Source organism: Bradyrhizobium sp. 134 (assembly GCF_023074155.1).
GTDB lineage: Bacteria > Pseudomonadota > Alphaproteobacteria > Rhizobiales > Xanthobacteraceae > Bradyrhizobium.
Genome location: NZ_JADPKX010000017.1, coordinates 25,270 through 42,684 on the forward strand (window position 1 = coordinate 25,270; position 17,415 = coordinate 42,684).

The window sequence follows — 17,415 nt, forward strand, 5'->3', positions numbered from 1 at the left end:
GCCCCGCGGATTTAATCCAGTTTGAAGTTCGTACTGGCCCACGACACGGACTGGAGCATGAAGCGCAGCCGCTTTTCGGAATAGCGGATCATAGGGATCTGAAGGAGCATGAGACGGGCGTATCGGGGCAGAGCTCATAGGCAGCTTGGCGCCGCTACGGGGCAGATACGGTCGAGCAATACGTTGTCGATGAGGTGCGTCGAGCCGATGTAGGCTGCCGCGCACAAGGTGGCAGGCCGATGTAGCGGGCTCTCAACTGGCTCGAGCGTATCGGCGTCGAAAAGCTCGAGATATTGCAGGCGGTCGACGGTCTCCAGATATTGTTCGGCGATAACCAGCAGCTCTTTCCCGTCGCGCTCTCCTGCCTGAAACTCAGCGCGTGCCGCGAAGAGGCCACCTCTGATGGCGCCGGCGCGCCGACGTTCTTCCTGGATGAGATACCGGTTGCGACTGCTCATCGCGAGTCCCGTCGGTTTTGCGGATTGTGGGGACCGTGACGATCTCAATTGTGTTTCATTAGTTATTCGTCACCCGCCCTGATGCCGTAGTTGCTTTCCCGTCATGTTCCGAAACATTTCGACGTTGCGCAGCGTGTAGATCAGAATGGCATAGGATTCGTTTTTGGCCTTCTTCTGTTTGCTGCGTGTCGGCAGATTCATGCTCGTCTCCAGCGTCGAAGGCGGCGTTCAACATAGACGACAGGGTCGGCGGTGGACAACCGACGACCCGATCTGCCTTGTTCTGACCCATAGTTCCTCCGGGATCCTCTTTCACAACGGGATCCTCTTTCACAATTCAACCCTGAAGAGATCGTGCGCGACCCGCTCCGAGGCCGTACCTCGGATGCGTGTCTTGGCCTCCGCACTGCCGGCGCGCAGCTTGCCACCGACGGCGAGATCGGCAAGTCCGCGAACCGAGAAGGATGTCGCGCCACAGCGGCGGCCGAGCGACTTGATCGACGTCGTCGGCCACCGGATCCACCAATACTCGAGGCAGGCGGGCCTCCCGTCGATATCAGCTGCCACGTACACTTTGCCCGAGAGGTTCACCTCCCAATAGACGTCGACGCTCTGCGACGGTTCGACCCAGACCGTGACCACATCGCTTGCCCGCGATCCAGTCAGCGGCAACATCAAGAGCACGACCAGGCCAAGGATGCTTCGCTTCATAGATTCCACTCCTGTCTCAAGGCGATGCGAGGGGCTGATGGCCCCTCGAACGCGCGGTCGTTAGAGGTCCCGCGGAGGGCGCGGTCTGAAAATCAGCGACCGTCCTTCGGATTTGACATCGAAGAACCGGTCGGATCCCGCGCCGGTGAACACCCGGGATCGCCGGTCGAACGTTGTGACGTCGATGTGGACCGACCGCAGGTTGGGCGGCAGTTCGAAAGTTTCGTCGCGATTCCAGCTCAACTCGCCGGTCCGGGTCGGCCCGTCTTCCTCTCGGGTCTCCATCCTGTAGACAGGCAGGCTGATCGAGCAATCGACCCAGGCGTCGTGGGTGCCTAGCCAATTGTCGCGGTTATCGACCCGAGCGAACATTGTGAGCCCATTCTCGGTAATCGACGCGTCTTCAATACCTTCGCAGCGGCCGTGATCGCCACCGCCAGGCAGCAGATGGATGTCCTCGCGCCGCGTAAGGTCGAGACGCCAACCGAGGGCGGCATCGGGTGCTGCAACGGCCCGCGGGACCCGCGAATTCCGTCTGCGGAACTGGCCCAGATTGATGGTACGCGTGTCGGTCATCTCGTTCTTGAGGACGAGTTCGACCTCCGCATAAAAGTCGAATGCCTTCTCTGCGACGTCGCGACGGTCATGATTTCCTCGATGCCCAGAAATTCGAAGCCCAGCTGGCCCTCGGCGCCTACATTGAGCTTGTTCATCAGGCTCGCGGCTTCGTTCCAGATATCGACGAGAGTCTGCAGAGCGGCCGCGGCGCAATACAGATTGCAGTTTTCTTCGGCGGTCAGGGTCTCCTTCTCATGGGCCGTGAGCGCCTTCCCGAATGTAGACGAGGTACAAATCGCCAATCAGAGAAGCATTCGTCGTGAAGCGGAACTGGAGCTCTTCGGCCGCGTCGTTCTTGTCGAATGTGGAAGGATCGAACTCCGAAATGTTCGCGCGTGCTCGGTCCTCCTGCTCCCGAAGCTGCCGCATCAAGGGCATGATGCGACGCGGGTACGAATGAAGGGGCACTTCGTCGTGAAGGGTATAGGCCGTCACGAATGCATCCCATTCGAGCTTTGGTGAGAGCCGGATTCCCTCGCGGCGAAGACGCTCGATCTTGTCCTGAAAGTTCGTGATATCTCGACCCGAAGCTCGTGGAGCCGACTGTAGGGGATCCCGCTTGCCTGCCCGAAATAGCCTTCCGTGTCGGCGTACATCGTTCTACCTCCGTGTTCTGCCCGCCGCAGTTTGGCTGGGCTCGCGGAGGCCAATCGGGGTTTTCGCGCGAAAATCCCAAAGTGAGTGTTCCGGTGGGATCGACGGCCGGGAACCGACATGTGGGGGCTTCAGAGCCGGCTCACCATGGCGTTCGAGAAATGGAGCGTGATATATCATTCTTATCGAAACGATCCTTTGATTAGGATTATATATCATGTCGTATCCGAGCGAAGAGCTTGTCCGGACTGTCCAGGCGAAACGCACGCAAGAGCGCATAAGCCAGCGTGCGTTGGCGGTCCGATCGGGTCTGACCCAGGCGCACATCTCCCAGATAGAGACCGGCCGGGTCGAACCGGGCCTGTCCAGCTTCATCCAGATGGTCCGGGCACTCGACCTCGAGGTCGTACTCGTGCCCAAGAAGCTGCTTCCCGCGGTGGAGGGCATCCTGCGCTCAAACCTCAACGAATTCTCCCTTGAGGAAGGACCCTCAAACCTCTTCGTGAAGGCCGAACGCATCGTTTCCGGACAAAGGAAGCGCCACGGTAGCTCCGCTGCGCTCGACCGCATCGCCGAATACTTGCGCTTTCTGAAGCAGGTCCATCTTTCGAAAACTGACCTGAACCTTGTCCAAGACGTCGTCGATACGCTGCGAGGCTATCGCGCCGAACCTATCCCCAACCCAGTGCTGGAAAATTCGGCAGGCGTGTTGCAAGGTCTACGCAACCGGATCGCGCATCCCGTAGAAGCCCCCCGCCCGGCCTACGCTCTCGACGAAGAGGATGACGATGCCTGACGTATCGGTCCTGGACGTACGCCTGCACGACAACCCGATCGCGACCCTCACGCTCATACAGGGCGACCGGTCGCTGCTCGCCTTCAACCAGAGCTACATCGACGACGCCGCACGCCCAACATTGAGCCTGTCCTTCAAGGACACGTTCGGAAATCTGCTCACCTCATTCAAACCGTATCAGCAGGTCGTTCCGCCCTTCTTCTCCAATCTTCTGCCGGAGGGACCGCTGCGTCGCTACCTCGCGGAACGCGCGGGCGTGAAGGAAAAGCGCGAATTCTTTCTTCTCTGGATGCTGGGCCGGGACCTCCCGGGCGCCCTGTCAGTCCATCCGGCGGAAGGAGAAGCGTTGCCTTCCCAAGTCGAGGAGGATCTCACACCGGACGAGCGGCAGAACTTGCTGCGCTTCTCGCTCGCGGGCGTGCAGCTGAAGTTCTCCGCGCTCAAGAACGATCCTGCCGAGCTGACCATTCCCGTCCAGGGCGTCGGCGGTTCGTGGATAGTCAAGCTTCCGTCCCATCAGTACCCGGGCGTGCCGGAAAACGAATTCTCCATGATCACCCTGGCGAAGGAGATGGGCATGGAAGTGCCCGAGCTCCAACTGATCGACGTCGAGTCGATCAAGGGGCTTCCGGAAGGAATCGGCGAGCTGAAGGGACGTGCGCTCGCCGTCAAGCGGTTCGACCGCTCCGCCGACGGACCGGTCCACATGGAGGACTTCGCGCAGGTATTCGGCGTGTTTCCGGACGAGAAGTACGAGAAGGCCAACTACCGGAGCATCGCGCGCGTTCTCGGCATCGAGACCGGCGAAGCCGGCGTCGCCGAGTTTGTCCGACGCCTCGTGTTCAGCACCCTGATCGGCAACGCCGACATGCATCTGAAGAATTGGTCGTTGATCTACCCCGACCGCCGCACGCCCGTCCTGTCCCCCGCCTACGATTTGCTATCTACGATACCGTACATCGCGGACGACAAGATGGCGCTGAACTACTCGCGCACGAAGAAGATGACCGAATTCTCCAAGGACGAGCTCACGCATCTGGCGGCGAAGGCGAAGATCTCGGAAAAGCTGGCCGTCGACACGGCCGCGGAAATCGTCCAGCGCTTCAAGAAGATATGGTCGGAACGCAAGGGCGATCTCCCGCTGGAAAAGAAAGTCGTCGAAATCGTCGACGCACATGCCGCTTCGATCCCGATCTACAGCGAATTCTGAGCCGTGGCTTACTTAGCCGGATCGAAGGGCGGCAGCGCTGACATACAACCCCACGCTGGTCATCACTGTCTCTCCCGTTCAATCGGATGGGCCACGCCACGCCTTCCAGGATCGTTTTAGGCAAGCCATGCGCTTGCGGCCTCCTAGGCCGCTTGCGGCCTCCTAGGTGGCAAAGACCTTTACCCAACCCACATCGCCAGCGCGCTTATGACCATGCTCGTAAATCCAGACAGACTCTTGTCGTTGTTGAGCGCCGCCTCGTTGACCTTCTCACGGTCAAACCGATCCTCAGGCGGAAGGTCCATGACAGCGTGGTACGGTTCAGCCGGGGTCGTGCGCCGATCACCCGGAGGCTTTCCCGCCCATTCTCTCCATTGGTCGAACGCATCAGTCATCCCAAAATTTTCCTCAATCCCTTGAAGAACGGATGCCGCACTTTTCCTTCGGCGCTCTTGGTCCTGTACTCGATCTCCGCCAGCAATTGCGGTTCACCCCAAATGCCTCGATGCGCGATGCGCTTCGTGTAGGGTTGTGTCTTGCGCATCAGCGGGTTGAGTTTCTTCTGAAGCTCCTTCGCGTCGGCTGGCGAAAAGCCGTGATCAACTTTGCCCGCGTAGATCAGGTCCTCGCCCTTGCGGCGACCAAGGTAGAGGCCATCCCATTCTTGTGGTTAATCAGATAGCCCTCCCGCTTGAGCAGAGCATGCAGCCGCCGATAACCGAAGCGGCGATGCTCCTGGGCGATCGCCAGCATGCGCTGGCGAAGGCTGGTATCGTCAGCGCGGGTGGTTTGGTATCTCACGGTCATGCGGCAACAGCCGATGGCTTTACACGCCTGCCGTTGGCTCATCCCGAATGCCTCTCGCAGATGGACGACAGGTTCCGCTCCCCCGCGGGCGTTGCGCGCCGTTTACGGAGTCGAGATCAATCCACTAGCTGTCGCTACAATCCACCGGTTGCCCCAACGCGACGATCGAATCGATTCGCCCGATGCCGGGAACTGTATCGCCGCGCATTGCCATCCGAACCCCATCGGGCCCTCCGAGAACCGCCGTTCCGCCGCGAACGTCAAGAACGGTCCAACCCTCAATGGTTGCTGGTCTTGTCTCCGGGGCAGGCATGAGAGGTCCGCTGGGCGCTATCGAGCCGGTCGCCGTCATATCTGCTTCGATGGCCTGAGAAACGGTGCTCGATACGTCCACGGATTGATGAGCCCTGTCGGACCATGTGGCTGTAGGTTCGGCGGAAATGCTCGCTCCATCCGCGGAGAATTGACTTACGCCTGGCGGTGTTCGCAAAGCCAAAGTCGATACCGTCTTTCGCGGGCCTCCGGTCCTGCGGCCTGACTTCGTTTCGGCGCTTCGAGGCGAAGGCGTTTCTGTCTGAGTGGTTGAATTGAGCGACGCGAAAGTTATAGGACCGTACCGACCAAAACCGGCAGCCCATCCCAACGCAAAACCAGCGATCACCGCGCCTGCGACCAGCCAATTGGTGCGCTTTCGATCGCCGTCTGCTTTCAATAATGCAAGAACCTCTTCTCGGCTGGCACTCGAGAAATCCCGCGCGCTCAGCCTCACACGCGCCATTGGGTCTTCGCTCGCTTCAGCGACCCTCGCCTCGATCTCTTCCAAGGTATTCGCCTGGCGCAATCGCATGATCGCATCCCTTGTCGCTCCCCAATGATCATGCTGCAAACTGAATCAATCATTAACGGCGAATGAGCCGCCAGATCAATATTGATTAGAACCATTGCGCAGCGGGCGACTAGAGGTGGGGTCATGAATCGCACGGCGGCGATAAGTTCAGCTTTCTTAACAGGGGATCCAGCCCGTCCGAACGGCACCGCTTAGCCTCAGCCTGCTTTAGAGGCTGATCAGCCGCGCCCTTTCTTGGTCCTTTCGCGGCGTCGGCTCTTTTGTTTGCGGCCCTGGCGTTCAGGTCATGGGGATCGTGCCAATGACGAGGCGTAAAGTCGCGACGCGGTGGAAGAGCGACTTGCTTTGGTGCGGATGGCGGTAAATCAGCTTGCTCTTCTTCGCCAGGCTGGACGTACGTAACATCCGCGCGCTCACCGGCAGCTGGCATATCCAGTTTGATTGTGAATGGCAGGCGATCAGCCTTGTTACCGGCTACTATTGGCATGACCACATCGGCAGCGGGCGGCGGCCCGGATTTCTTCGCGGCTGCAGCAATAGCGCCCAGTCCAACTAGGCAAGCCACTCCAAGCACGACGATTCTAATCACGTGGCGGCTCCCGGTGCAGAGCGGCCCAACGGTCATGATCAGTTGGTCCAAAATGAGGCTGCTCGCTTGGTGTGGTTAACCCACGCAGCGTTAAGCTGAAACATGGGCTCCTGGCTTGGAGCAGTAGCTGAGTAAGCTTCGAGCGAGAAAAAGCAAAGGGCCGAGTTCTTCGATGTTTCGTCCGAGCGTTGGCAAGCCAAGGTCAGCGGAGCTGTCACTCTTGATCATAAATCTGCTAAGGCCTCCAATCGTTAGAATGCGGCAGCGGCAGGCTAACTTTCAGTTGACTTGCTTCACCGCTGGCACACGATGGTCGCTCACCAAAAGGAGGAGATCATGCTCAGTCGCTTGCTCGCTTCGGCTTTCGTCCTGGCAGGTGTGAACACAGCCATTGCCGATGATATGAAAATGCCGATTAACTCTGGTGAGCTTAAATGGGAGGCAGCACCACCCACCTTGCCGAAGGGGGCCGACATCGCGGTACTCTCGGGCGACCCGTCCAAAGAAGGGCTGTTCGTTCTCCGCCTAAGAATGCCAAGCGGTTATAAAATTCCCGCCCATAATCATCCAACAGATGAAGGCGCTACCGTCATATCGGGCAACTTTCACATCGGAATGGGCGACAAACTCGATGAGAAGAAAGCGATCGAGCTAACAGCGGGCGGATACGCCGAAGCGCCTGCCAAAATGAACCACTATGGTTGGACAAGTAGTCCTTCCGTTGTTCAAATTCATGGCCAAGGGCCACTCGGGATAACTTACGTCAATCCCGCAGACGATCCGAGTAAGAAGTAGCGAAGCAAACGAATCGTCTCTGTGTCGCAAGGCAAAAGAAAAGCCCGGACGGTGGTCCGGGCACATTTGTTAGTCGTTGTCGTGATGAATGACGGTTTTCTCTCGGCTGCCGTCCTCATTCTCTTTCTTAATGACCGTCGTCCTGTCACTTTCCGTGTGCTCAGGCTCCCTGATGACCGTTGTGCGGTCCCGATCAACGGGTCGGTGCTCGTGAGACTCTCCGACTGTGACGCCTCCGCCGACCGGACCGGCCTCAACGCCGACACCGACTTCATCCGCGATTGCGGGTGTCGCGATTGCACTCACGATCGCCGCAGCAAACAAGTACTTGCGCATCCTATTCTCCTTCACTTCGTGAGTTGGAGAATGTCTGCGTGCGACAGTTCGTTCCAGAACAAGGGGTGTCAAGCTGCTCATTGTTCACGCAAGTTCCCGTTGCGGGTGAGGCCTTGGATTGGGCGGAACGATTGAGGTTTATCAAACCGCAGGTCTCTTCCGAGCATTGGTTGCGCCGTCTCTCGGAGTGGCTGAGTGGCATCGGATCTGAAGTTCTGGATGGGCGGGCAGCATCGCGATGATGGCCGCCGACGCCCACTTTAGCAACGCATGGACGGATGCCAAACGGAAGCAGGCTCACGGGGCACGCGTTTCATCGCTAAGCGGATCGCCCAAAGGGCCTCCGGGTCGGGCCGAAGCTGCTGGCCGAGGTCGAGTACCGCGCGAAGTCGGCGGAGAAAAGTCCGGCCACCCGATCTTCAAGGCTTGCGGAAAGATTTGTGACGGGGGCCTATGATCGCGGCAGGAAGCAAGCCCGACGTTAGCGCTCGTTGCGCATGTAGGACTACGCTCGCAGATCTCCCGGTGGGCGGGATCATCATATAGATCGAGGCCTGCGGATGCCCTTGCTTGGCAAACGTATCGAAGCCGGCGCGCTGCTCCCGAATGGCCAGCATGGAGAAGAACACAAACGCCGCCCCAGCGACGGCGATCAACATCCACCAGCTGGGCTTCATGTGCGCCTCCGTCGGAGCTCGCAACACCGATACCGCACTGGCGATCAGCTTGCGATGCTCGTTACGCTCAGGCCTTTCGTAGGATCAGGTTCCCCCCAGAACCGGTTGCGACACCGCAAACGCAGGCCCCTCGGCTGCCCGTGGGCGGCGGTCCTGCGGTTCATGTTTCAATTTCACCTTTTGAAACAAGCGACCAGCGCGGCCGTTTACGGTGCGTAAGAAGAAGGTGGAGGACGGCTTCTTATGCAACAAGCACCGCTGCCGGTCTGCTGGCCCTCTCCGCTGCGAGTGCCTCGGCCGCCATCGCATGTCAGGGGGCTTTTGCTGCGCGTTCATTCCCGCTAATCCCTACTCCCCGTCCCCGACCATCGTCATCAATCCTGATTATTGCAGGCCGCCGACAGCAACCGTAGTCATTCACGAGCGCTGGCGTCCGGTCGAGCGCTTCACCCGGGAGTACGTCGTTCGAGACTATGGCGGCTTCGACGATCCAGAATGGTAGCCAAGTCGCACATGGAAATTCGATGGCCCCAGCACGCAAACACTGAGGCCGGTTTAATGATGGGCGACGGAACAGCTTCCGCATTCGCGGCCGATCCGAGTTCCCGGCTTGTGCCGCTCCCTCGGGCGGGAGCAAAACCTCCCCAACGGTTGGCGAACTCGGCTGCAGCACTGGTTTTCAATTCGGACCCGAATCTCGTTTCAGACCCACAATGAATCCATGGCGCCGCCAGAGTTGAGCCGCATGGCAGCCTAAGTGGCCGCGAAGGGTGGTCCCGGTGAGGGGCGCAACACCGGGAGTTTTCGATGTCCGGTTATTTGCGAGTTTGCTTCGCCGGTTTGGTTCTTGTTGGAGGTCTTGCGGCGACACCTGCGGTCTCCGACCCTTTTGCCGACTTGTTCAATGGCGCTCCGCGCGAGCCCGCAGCAACCTCTTTGGCGCAAGCGCAATGCTTGCCGCGACCCGGCAACACGACCGCGGACGGGGCGCATTGGGTCTATCGGTTCGACGGTCACCGTAAATGCTGGTTCCTGACCGAGGGTATGGCGAAGGTGAAGAAGACAGTTCGTCATCGCGGTGCCGAAGATCGCACCGCCAGTTTGGACGAGAACGGGAGTGCGCGGCCCAGGAAGAGCGCGGTGGTTAATGCGCGCGCGGAGTTGCTGCGCTCCGCACCGGCCGAGCCCTCCCAGCCGCCTGCAGCCGAAATCAAGGTGGCTGATGCCGCTTCCGTGCTCGATATGGGCACCACCATGACCTCAGCGGTACCCACCGATCTTCACAGCCGGCCGCCTACGCCTGAGCACTCCGTGCCCGGCCAAATTGACGTTGAGCAGCTCCTCGCGCCCGCCGGCTCACCTCCAGCTATGCCAATGGGCGCGCACCTTGCAGAGGCGCACGACGAGGCACGCAGCTGGACGGCAACTTGGTCAGGTGTGCTGCTGATGATGCTTGGTGGCTTCTCAATCCTAAGCTCGAACCGCACGCTTCGGCACGCAGTGAGATTACGCCAGTGAGGTAGCGCAATAGCCTAGGCACGTACGCGCGCCGCTGCGCGATCGATGAATTTCAAGTATAGCCGAATTGCCACACGTACAAAGGTTCCGCCCGCCCACACTTAGTTTGCCCGCCGCCTTAGACGAACATTCGATTACGATGACGGTCCCGTTGGGATCGGATTGCGGAATGCGGTACAAAGCATTCGTGGTGGACAGCAGCCGGCAAGTGATCTGCGTGGCGAAGCTCGACTGCATTGACGAGCAGGCGGCGCGGCGTCGAGCCGAGCAAATGCATGCCGAGCACGACGTTGAGCTTTGGCAAGGCGATCGATTTGTTGCTGTGTTCCGAGGTGCAACGACGAACGACAATGAGCGCGCGATCCTGAATAGACGGCCGGTCTCGCCGCCGAGTTGACATTCGAATATTGTGAGTCATGCCTGCCTGGCAGGCTGCCGACATGTCGCAGGGCCAAAGTCGCCGAGCATGCCCATAACACACCCCGCGTCTTCGGAACCGGGGTGCAGCTCGGGAATGGGTTTCGCGCTGAAAAACATTGAAGCGGTTGAACTTCGCGCAGCTGGATTGGTCGAGAAGTGGCTCCAGACTCAGATATTGGACGATACCAGCATGACTTGGTCTGGGCGAGCTTGAAGTCTCGCGCGAGAGCGCCGTCAGCCGCATGGCGGCAAGAGCGAGTTCCTGATGTACTCGGAGGAAGCGGACACCTTCTACGAAGAAGAGGTAATGCTGGGAGCGTTGGACGAGAGTCACATTATCCGCACCATCGAATATTGGGGTGTTGAGCGGCAGCGTCGTCCCGGGTCAGAACACAGAGCCGTAATTGTCGCAGAGTGAATCACGAGCCGTTTTTCAACGTGCTAGGGGTCCTCAATCGTTCAGTGCCGATGATCGCAGTGCAGCTCGGAGCTTTTAAGCTGGACGAAAGCAACGTGGTTCTTCATGGCGTCACTGTGTTGGATGTTACCGAATAGACGCCTGAAGTAAATACTTCGGAGGAGGCTGAACGAACGGATACGGAAGTATTGGGAGAAGAAGCGCGACTTTGCTTCATTGGCCGTCCTGGACAAGATTCCAACCGCCCTGAAGGCGGCTGGGCTCGAGGAACGCCTGTCATACAACAAGCATCACGTAGCACTTGGATAAACGGGTAATAACTTCTGTTGGTTTCACCCTCGCAGACGCGCGTGCCGTCCGCCATGAATATGCGACTACGCGTGTTTTCGAGGAGTAGCAGCCACATGAAGCAACATACCTTCGAAGCATTTTCCACCACCGCGATCTACTGGACACCGCTTGTGCTTATGGGCACCGCAATGCCGCCAAGAGATCCCGATGAAGACGAGGAGGACGAAGACGACGAAGAGGAAGACGACGAAGAGGAAGATGACGCTGACGAACCGCCGGTCGTGCGCGAGCCGGACGACGACTAGACTAGCGTGTTCGGCAGCCAGGGGTATAATATTTGTCATGGGCTGGCATGCGAATGACATAGCGCTCCTCAATAGGCTCTGGTCCGCAGGACAGAGCGCGGCGCAGATAGCGCGTCGTCTCGGGTGCAGTCGTAACGCGGTCTGCGGCATGCTGACCCGTCTGGGCCTGAAGCGCGGCCACAAGCCGCCCACAGCAACGCCCAAGATAAGGCCGTCCCCGAAGCTGAGGCCGACGTCGTCGGCAGCCTGCGCTCGTCCAGTCGCACGGAAGGTGTCGCGGAACACAGCGGAGAGGCAACAGCCCAAGGAATTCAGCAAGCAGCAGCTCTACTCCATGCTGGCTGAGGCCGTCAGAAACACTGACTAGGAGCTCACCACCAACGTCGTTGCGCTCCTCGCTTCAGCTATCGTACACGAACCGACGCACGCAAGTCCGTCCGACGAACTGCGTCCATAAAGACCATAGCCTTGTTGCAGCTGCACAGATCGGCAGCTAGTTGGCTTCTTGTTTCGCCATTCCGCTCAACGCCAGGTTTCTATTGTTCTGGAAGCTCAGGGTGCCAGATATTCGGACCTTGTGCTGAAGCAGTGCCTTCGCCGCCGCGATCTGCTCCCGAGTACGGCGGAGCATCTCTCGTGTCATTTGGCTTGCCTCGTTAACATGGCCTGTGCACTTCTATTGCGACTGTACCGAAAGACTGCCTCGATTTAGGAGCCGAGTTTAGTGGGTTGGATCGCGAATTTGCTCCGTCGGCCGGATGTCGGCCTGCGGCCTGGGAACGGCGCACAAGTAGACCTAGAACCGCTATCCGAGCACGGCGGCCGATGGCTGAAGTACAACCTGTTTCGCTTCCCGGGCGCGGTGTGGTCTGGCAAGCGCGGTTGCGTGGAGCTGGCCGAGGGCGACGTGATCGCACTGCATCTCGTGGTCGAGCGGTTGAAAGAGGCCGGGGTTCGAGTGAGGTTCTACGGGCGGCTTCGGCGCTGGGACGGCACGTCACCGGTCTGGACGTTGCTGGCACGCGGGAAGCAATGATCCGGCGACTGTCGCAGCGACACCGGCACCGCGCACGCTGCGGCCGGCCCCGCTCTTGGGCATTTTCTGCGTAATAAACAAGGCAGGTTTTAACTCGTCCTGCACTGCCCAATGCTGCTACCCTCAAACGTTTCCCAGTGTCACTTCATCTAGCTTGTTGTCGTCTACATGGGGCGCGAGGGCCCAGTCGCCTGCGGCCGCGCGCTACACCATCGGTTTCGGCGGCGAGCTTCATCGCCGGCACTGCCTCGCGCTCACGTCGTACTCGATGTCCATCGCACGCAATTATGGTCTCGGGTCGTAAACGATCACGCGTCGATGCAGAAATATGGAGCCCGGCCACGCACAGGTTTGACGCTGGTCTAAGGGTCGGGAAATCGCTCCTCTCTCATCGAGATAAGGTTACGCACTGAAGTCTTTTGGATATGTCTTGGGCAACTTGAAAACAAAGGTCTTGGCCTTGGGAAGAATATTGGTCGGTGTTGTCGAGGTCCGCAAAAGGGACAATCTCGACCAGGAATTGACAACGATCTCGTGGCGATCGCAGATCAGCGTGATTGTCCTGCCTGTCGCTGGAACGCGTAGATGGGATTCAGACCGCAATATGCGAGGGTGCCGGATGCGGTGGCCATGCATTGATCGTAGGTTGAGAACTGGCAGTTGCCAGGATATCCCCAGGTACGTCCCTGCAGGCAATAAACGTCCTGCCGAGCTGGGGGGATGTACGAACGAGCCCGCGGAGCGGCGGTCGAAGGTGATCCAAAGCAGACGAGCATGGGAAGTGCAAGCACAGCAATATAAAGAAGGTTGCGCATGATCTAGCCTCCGTGAAGTCTTGAGAGGATAGAGAGTGTAGAATTGACGCTTTGATCTTGGTCAATGGCAAAACGCTTAGTAGACGGTTTGACCGATCGGTTTCAAAGTAAGTCTAAGCGTCAGGCGCTCGGGTTTTGGAGCAGCTTTCCTGCGAGTTTTGCGGATGGAATGCATTTTTCAAGCGCGGTGGGGGTTCGTGCGTTTGAAAAACCTAGGAGAATAGGCAATCCGAGCTTGAGAACTCCGCGCACGGCAATATGCCGATTTGGGACAGCCGCAAACCCGCGCGCTTATCAAGCACAAATCGCCGCACTACTGTCACCTCAATTTGTGCCGCTGAGCGTGCAGGGAAGCTTCGGCGGGCTCAAGCTCGTCTAGGCTCTCGTGATCGGCCTGATCCGGCGCAGCTGGGAATTGGCATATTCCTCGCGCTCACGCGTGAAGTGCTCTTGGTGCGCTTTGAAGCTCTCGACCCGCTTCTTGATCTCTTCGCGTTCGCTGCCGTCATACTCTGACGCGCTGAGGTCACCCCGCTCGACGGCTTCCTTCGGCAGAGACCGGGGCAGCTGGATCTCTAGCTTCAGCGATTTGGTGAATGCCATCGTTTCAGCGACCAGTGCGTCAAGTTCGTTCTTCCAATCGTGCATTAACGCCCCCATGCGGCACTGCTGTGCTGGCCAGCTAATTCATAATAATCTGAGCTGCGGCTATAAGCACCGAAGCCGTCGCATGTAGGCCAGTCCCAAATCGTGTTATTGCTGAAAAAGGCCGCCGACAATATTGCCGGCGGCCTTCCCGGGTTCAAAATGCCTATCGTGAAAAAATGCGGTCCAGCCCCGGTGCGAGCGATCCTACACACAAAACGTCTCTCTTCATAGTTTTGCCGTTCAGAAACCTTAACGCGGGGCGATCCGGGTTTGCTCGAAAGGGGGGAGGCGTCCGGAAGAGATCACTGCCGCCTTGTTTCCAATTATGTGCAATCGGTCCGGACCTGTTTCGGCGTGGCTTGCATCAAAGCGCGTAATGGTGTTGCCTCGACGAGGTCAGCTATATCACGAGGACTGCAAGAGCCATGGTCTGGATGAATGGCGCTGTGAGCCCGGCCGTACATCGTGAACTGGACATTCGGGTTAGCGAGGGTTCTAAATGCCAGATTGTGTGATCGTTCGGGCCCATGGGAGGCAATTGGATGTCTTGCGCGAAGAGGCATCGCGCATTGCACGGGCTGCCAAAATCGACTGGTCGATTGAGCGCGCCGATGAGGGGGCACATTTTTGCTTCGAGAATGCCGAGGCGAAAAAGGCGTTCGTCACCAGCTGCAAGCGCTTTGATATGCCGCACCGAGACGCTTAGAAACCAAGTTCGCGTGCGATGAGTCAAGCCAGTCCAGAACTCTGCGCCGCACGCGTAGAGCTCGGGCCGCATACCGAATCTATCTTGAACGGGACTTCCAGAAAAGCGGCATGAGCCCAGGATCGACCATCGTATGGGCCGGGATGGCAAATCTGCTCATTGACTTTGACATGAGCCAGCCAGGTTCGCCCTTACTTGCTGCTGCAACGTCTCACGAAGCGGATGTGACCGTGTTGTCGCAAGAAGTTGTTGGACCCGAGCACCTGATAGATCGGCGCTGGTCGAACGCTGAGGCGGAATTGCAATGCGATGAGCCGATGGGCGCTTGATGATGACGGTGCCTGGACGTGCGTGGTACCCTCGCATTCAAGGCAACCATCAGCGATCCAACGAGCTTCCCTTCGTCGACTGAAGTCGTCCCCTGCCTCGGGTTGTCACCGCGCCAATATCCATGGCGGCTTTTAAACGAGCCCCGTCCAGCCGTCGCCTGAGCGCTGCAAATCGGCTAGACAGTTTGGTCAATTCCTCAACGCCAAGCTCACCGAACACAAATTGATCGAGTTCCTTCTGTTGTGCAGCGACGTTCGCGAGGCGCTTACAAGCCTTGTCGGTCAGTGACATGTGGACGACCCGACCATCCCTGATACAGGGCTTGCGCCGCAGAAATCCGGCCTTCTCCAGCGCCTTGGAATTTATTGTAATGAAGGACGGGTCAACTTTCAGCAATTTTGCCACCGTGCTGACTGCAACATCCCCCTCGCTCGTTAGGTCTGTCACTGCCATCAAGATTGTCAATTGTGGTCCAGTGATGCCGAGTGCCTTGGCCCGGACTTGAAGAAAATCCTCCAGACAGATGTTGAGGGATCGGACCTCCAACGTTAATCGCCGCACCAGCAGCTGAGTGTCAGCAGAGTCGTTCCCGACTTGCGTTGCTGGCTTGGTCAAATGCGGCGCCACCGGATGTTAGGTCCTATCCTCAGAGCTCGTTCGCACTGACAAGATTTCAACAGAGGATCTCTGCTCGTTGCAGCGATCCTGTGCAAGCATCACGCGCTCACCTGCGCCCACGATTTAAGAACGATTATTAGTGATTCGGATTACTGGCTTTTCGACGAGAATCTCGGGCCGCCGTTGGCGGACGCGCCTAACTGAGTTGCGAATGCTAGTAATCTCACCGAAATGCACGTTCAAAGGAAGATCTCGATCCGTAGTCTCGCGCAGCGGCGCGGCGTTTCGCCCGCTTCTATAGCGCCAATTCGAAGGTCTGTTGCCGGATCCCGGGCAACGGCTTCGAAATGGCTTCCATACTGAGCAGCTTTGGGGCGCAACCTCGCACAGGCGCTGCGGTGAAATTCATCGAAATTGATGGCCTGAACGCGGGATTCAATCGCATTGCGTTGTCGCGTCTCTGTCGTAGTTGCCGTCCACGAGCGCGTGTTACTCGACGGGTTATGCGACTTCACACTTTGCAGCCTGGTCGCCCCTTATAGGTTCAGTCGAGATCCAAAAATTCGACCGTGGAGCTCTTGGAGTAGTGTTAGTTGTCCTGGTCTAATTTACTCATTGAGCATATTTGAGCGCTGCTGAAATCGAACCCGGCCTCTCGGCCGGGTTTCTCAGGCTCCATATGTACTCAAATTGAGCCTATTTAACATTTGCGGGAGGCTTCAATGCCGATCTCTGGACTTTACGGCCCCGACGACTTTGCCAACCGACCGCAGCGCCAGACCACCGCTGCGCCGCGTCCCGTTCCAGTGGGCTCGAGGCCCGCACTGCCAATGCCTTCGCTGGAATGGACGCCGGAGGTCGAGCGCGCCACCGCGCCGCTTTACGAGCGCGTGAAACATGTGATCCCGCCGATCGAATGGCCGCTGATGGCGCCGACCATCAAGGCGATCAACGAGCTGAAGCAGGCGCGGGGCGCGGTGATCCTCGCGCACAATTACCAGGCGCCGGAGATCTTCCACTGCGTCGCCGACATCGGCGGCGATTCGCTTCAGCTCGCAGTCGAAGCCACCAAGGTGAAGGCCGACATCATCGTGCAGTGCGGCGTGCACTTCATGGCGGAGACGTCAAAGCTGCTCAATCCGGACAAGACGGTGCTGATCCCCGATACGCGCGCCGGCTGTTCGCTCGCGGCCAGCATCACCGGCGCCGACGTTCGCCTGCTTCGCGAAAAATTTCCCGGCGTGCCTGTCGTTGCCTATGTCAACACCTCCGCGGAGGTGAAGGCCGAGGTCGATATCTGCTGCACCTCGTCGAACGCGGTTCAGGTGGTCGAGAGCCTCGGCGCACCAAGCGTGATCTTCCTGCCCGACCGCTATCTCGCCACTTACGTGGCCTCGAAGACCGACGTGAAGATCATCGCATGGAAGGGCGCCTGCGAGGTGCACGAGCGCTTCACCGGGGCCGAGCTGCGCAGCTACCGCGAGGCCGATCCCTCCGTGCAGATCATCGCCCATCCCGAATGCCCACCTGACGTGCTGGCCGAGGCCGACTTCACGGGTTCGACCGCGCACATGATCAACTGGGTACGCGAGCGGCGGCCGCGGCGGCTGGTGATGATCACGGAATGCTCGATGGCCGACAATGTGCGGGCCGAGCTGCCTGACGTCGAAATGCTGCGCCCCTGCAACATCTGCCCGCACATGAAGCGCATCACGCTCGCCAACGTTCTGGAGAGCCTGCTGATGCTTCGTGAAGAGGTCACGATCGATCCCGCGCTTGCGCAACGCGCACGGCGCTCGGTCGAGCGGATGATTAATTTGAAGAACTAGCGACAGACACAGCGGCCGTGCCGGGACGACGGCGGAGTAAATG

General features: G+C 58.8%; 22 protein-coding genes and 3 pseudogenes. 12 read left to right on the forward strand and 13 right to left on the reverse strand.

What is annotated here, in order from left to right:
- Positions 1 to 134: 134 nt before the first annotated feature.
- The 5 genes and pseudogenes from IVA75_RS06845 to IVA75_RS06860 form a co-directional block, all read right to left on the reverse strand.
- A pseudogene (locus IVA75_RS06845) lies at positions 135 to 507 on the reverse strand (pantoate--beta-alanine ligase); the annotation flags it as partial.
- A gap of 20 nt (positions 508 to 527) precedes the next feature.
- Positions 528 to 659, reverse strand: a complete 132-nt coding sequence (locus IVA75_RS40105; protein WP_256465066.1) for a hypothetical protein — start codon at positions 657 to 659, stop codon at positions 528 to 530.
- Between the two features lie 129 nt (positions 660 to 788).
- Positions 789 to 1,169, reverse strand: coding sequence for a hypothetical protein (locus tag IVA75_RS06850; protein ID WP_247282192.1), 381 nt, complete (start codon positions 1,167 to 1,169; stop codon positions 789 to 791).
- 60 nt (positions 1,170 to 1,229) lie between these two features.
- The gene (locus IVA75_RS06855) at positions 1,230 to 1,745 is read right to left on the reverse strand and encodes a hypothetical protein (protein ID WP_247282193.1); all 516 of its coding nucleotides are present in this window, start codon (positions 1,743 to 1,745) and stop codon (positions 1,230 to 1,232) included.
- A gap of 234 nt (positions 1,746 to 1,979) precedes the next feature.
- Complete coding sequence (locus IVA75_RS06860; RefSeq protein ID WP_247282194.1) at positions 1,980 to 2,222, reverse strand: hypothetical protein; 243 nt, start codon at positions 2,220 to 2,222, stop codon at positions 1,980 to 1,982.
- Between the two features lie 376 nt (positions 2,223 to 2,598).
- On the opposite strand from IVA75_RS06860, the gene IVA75_RS06865 reads away from it, so the two are divergent.
- On the forward strand, positions 2,599 to 3,177 hold the full coding sequence (locus tag IVA75_RS06865) for a helix-turn-helix transcriptional regulator (protein ID WP_018457436.1): 579 nt from the start codon (positions 2,599 to 2,601) through the stop codon (positions 3,175 to 3,177).
- Positions 3,170 to 4,387, forward strand: a complete 1,218-nt coding sequence (locus tag IVA75_RS06870; RefSeq protein WP_247282195.1) for a type II toxin-antitoxin system HipA family toxin — start codon at positions 3,170 to 3,172, stop codon at positions 4,385 to 4,387. Before IVA75_RS06865 ends, IVA75_RS06870 begins: the two co-directional genes overlap by 8 nt.
- 179 nt (positions 4,388 to 4,566) lie before the next feature.
- Here the strand turns inward: IVA75_RS06870 and IVA75_RS06875 are convergent, their stop codons facing one another.
- The 3 genes and pseudogenes from IVA75_RS06875 to IVA75_RS06885 all read right to left on the reverse strand — a co-directional run.
- Positions 4,567 to 4,782, reverse strand: a complete 216-nt coding sequence (locus IVA75_RS06875; protein WP_018457438.1) for a hypothetical protein — start codon at positions 4,780 to 4,782, stop codon at positions 4,567 to 4,569.
- Positions 4,779 to 5,051 (reverse strand): annotated as a pseudogene (locus tag IVA75_RS06880) (DNA ligase); the annotation flags it as partial. The gene IVA75_RS06875 and the pseudogene IVA75_RS06880, both read right to left, overlap by 4 nt.
- Positions 5,051 to 5,263: pseudogene (locus IVA75_RS06885) on the reverse strand (IS3 family transposase); the annotation flags it as partial. The pseudogenes IVA75_RS06885 and IVA75_RS06880, both read right to left, overlap by 1 nt.
- Before the next feature lie 1,148 nt (positions 5,264 to 6,411).
- On the opposite strand from IVA75_RS06885, the gene IVA75_RS06890 reads away from it, so the two are divergent.
- Complete coding sequence (locus IVA75_RS06890; protein ID WP_039800088.1) at positions 6,412 to 6,597, forward strand: hypothetical protein; 186 nt, start codon at positions 6,412 to 6,414, stop codon at positions 6,595 to 6,597.
- Positions 6,598 to 6,966: 369 nt separating this feature from the next.
- Complete coding sequence (locus tag IVA75_RS06895; protein WP_051113032.1) at positions 6,967 to 7,425, forward strand: cupin domain-containing protein; 459 nt, start codon at positions 6,967 to 6,969, stop codon at positions 7,423 to 7,425.
- Between the two features lie 69 nt (positions 7,426 to 7,494).
- On the opposite strand, the gene IVA75_RS06900 is transcribed toward IVA75_RS06895, so the two are convergent.
- Together IVA75_RS06900 and IVA75_RS06905 are read right to left on the reverse strand one after the other, a co-directional pair.
- A complete protein-coding gene (locus tag IVA75_RS06900; protein WP_247282196.1) occupies positions 7,495 to 7,761 on the reverse strand; it encodes a hypothetical protein in 267 nt (88 codons plus the stop codon).
- A gap of 419 nt (positions 7,762 to 8,180) precedes the next feature.
- Positions 8,181 to 8,438: a hypothetical protein gene (locus IVA75_RS06905; RefSeq protein WP_247282197.1), complete on the reverse strand. Its 258-nt coding sequence runs from the start codon at positions 8,436 to 8,438 to the stop codon at positions 8,181 to 8,183.
- 807 nt (positions 8,439 to 9,245) lie between these two features.
- Between IVA75_RS06905 and IVA75_RS06910 the strand changes: the two genes are divergently transcribed.
- The 5 genes from IVA75_RS06910 to IVA75_RS06930 all read left to right on the forward strand — a co-directional run bounded on the left by IVA75_RS06910 (position 9,246) and on the right by IVA75_RS06930 (position 12,426).
- The gene (locus IVA75_RS06910) at positions 9,246 to 9,956 is read left to right on the forward strand and encodes a hypothetical protein (RefSeq protein ID WP_247282198.1); all 711 of its coding nucleotides are present in this window, start codon (positions 9,246 to 9,248) and stop codon (positions 9,954 to 9,956) included.
- Positions 9,957 to 10,125: 169 nt separating this feature from the next.
- A complete protein-coding gene (locus IVA75_RS06915) occupies positions 10,126 to 10,353 on the forward strand; it encodes a hypothetical protein (RefSeq protein WP_247282199.1) in 228 nt (75 codons plus the stop codon).
- Positions 10,354 to 11,198: 845 nt separating this feature from the next.
- Entirely contained in the window at positions 11,199 to 11,390 is a 192-nt protein-coding gene (locus tag IVA75_RS06920; RefSeq protein ID WP_247282200.1) for a hypothetical protein, read from the forward strand.
- 37 nt (positions 11,391 to 11,427) lie between these two features.
- Positions 11,428 to 11,757: a GcrA family cell cycle regulator gene (locus tag IVA75_RS06925; protein ID WP_247282304.1), complete on the forward strand. Its 330-nt coding sequence runs from the start codon at positions 11,428 to 11,430 to the stop codon at positions 11,755 to 11,757.
- Between the two features lie 357 nt (positions 11,758 to 12,114).
- A complete protein-coding gene (locus IVA75_RS06930; RefSeq protein ID WP_247282201.1) occupies positions 12,115 to 12,426 on the forward strand; it encodes a hypothetical protein in 312 nt (103 codons plus the stop codon).
- Between the two features lie 548 nt (positions 12,427 to 12,974).
- Here IVA75_RS06930 and IVA75_RS06935 read toward each other — a convergent pair.
- Complete coding sequence (locus tag IVA75_RS06935; RefSeq protein WP_083926480.1) at positions 12,975 to 13,241, reverse strand: DUF3551 domain-containing protein; 267 nt, start codon at positions 13,239 to 13,241, stop codon at positions 12,975 to 12,977.
- A 375-nt stretch (positions 13,242 to 13,616) separates the two neighbouring features.
- Entirely contained in the window at positions 13,617 to 13,889 is a 273-nt protein-coding gene (locus IVA75_RS06940; RefSeq protein WP_247282202.1) for a hypothetical protein, read from the reverse strand.
- Between the two features lie 547 nt (positions 13,890 to 14,436).
- On the opposite strand from IVA75_RS06940, the gene IVA75_RS06945 reads away from it, so the two are divergent.
- Positions 14,437 to 14,595 carry a hypothetical protein gene (locus IVA75_RS06945; protein ID WP_247358823.1) on the forward strand — a complete coding sequence of 53 codons (159 nt, stop codon included), beginning with the start codon at positions 14,437 to 14,439 and terminating at the stop codon, positions 14,593 to 14,595.
- 110 nt (positions 14,596 to 14,705) lie between these two features.
- Positions 14,706 to 14,924: a hypothetical protein gene (locus IVA75_RS06950; protein WP_247282203.1), complete on the forward strand. Its 219-nt coding sequence runs from the start codon at positions 14,706 to 14,708 to the stop codon at positions 14,922 to 14,924.
- A gap of 49 nt (positions 14,925 to 14,973) precedes the next feature.
- On the opposite strand, the gene IVA75_RS06955 is transcribed toward IVA75_RS06950, so the two are convergent.
- The gene (locus IVA75_RS06955) at positions 14,974 to 15,540 is read right to left on the reverse strand and encodes a MarR family transcriptional regulator (protein WP_018460476.1); all 567 of its coding nucleotides are present in this window, start codon (positions 15,538 to 15,540) and stop codon (positions 14,974 to 14,976) included.
- Positions 15,541 to 16,265: 725 nt separating this feature from the next.
- Here IVA75_RS06955 and nadA point away from each other — a divergent pair.
- The gene (gene nadA / locus IVA75_RS06960) at positions 16,266 to 17,372 is read left to right on the forward strand and encodes a quinolinate synthase NadA (protein WP_247282204.1); all 1,107 of its coding nucleotides are present in this window, start codon (positions 16,266 to 16,268) and stop codon (positions 17,370 to 17,372) included.
- Positions 17,373 to 17,415 lie beyond the last annotated feature (43 nt).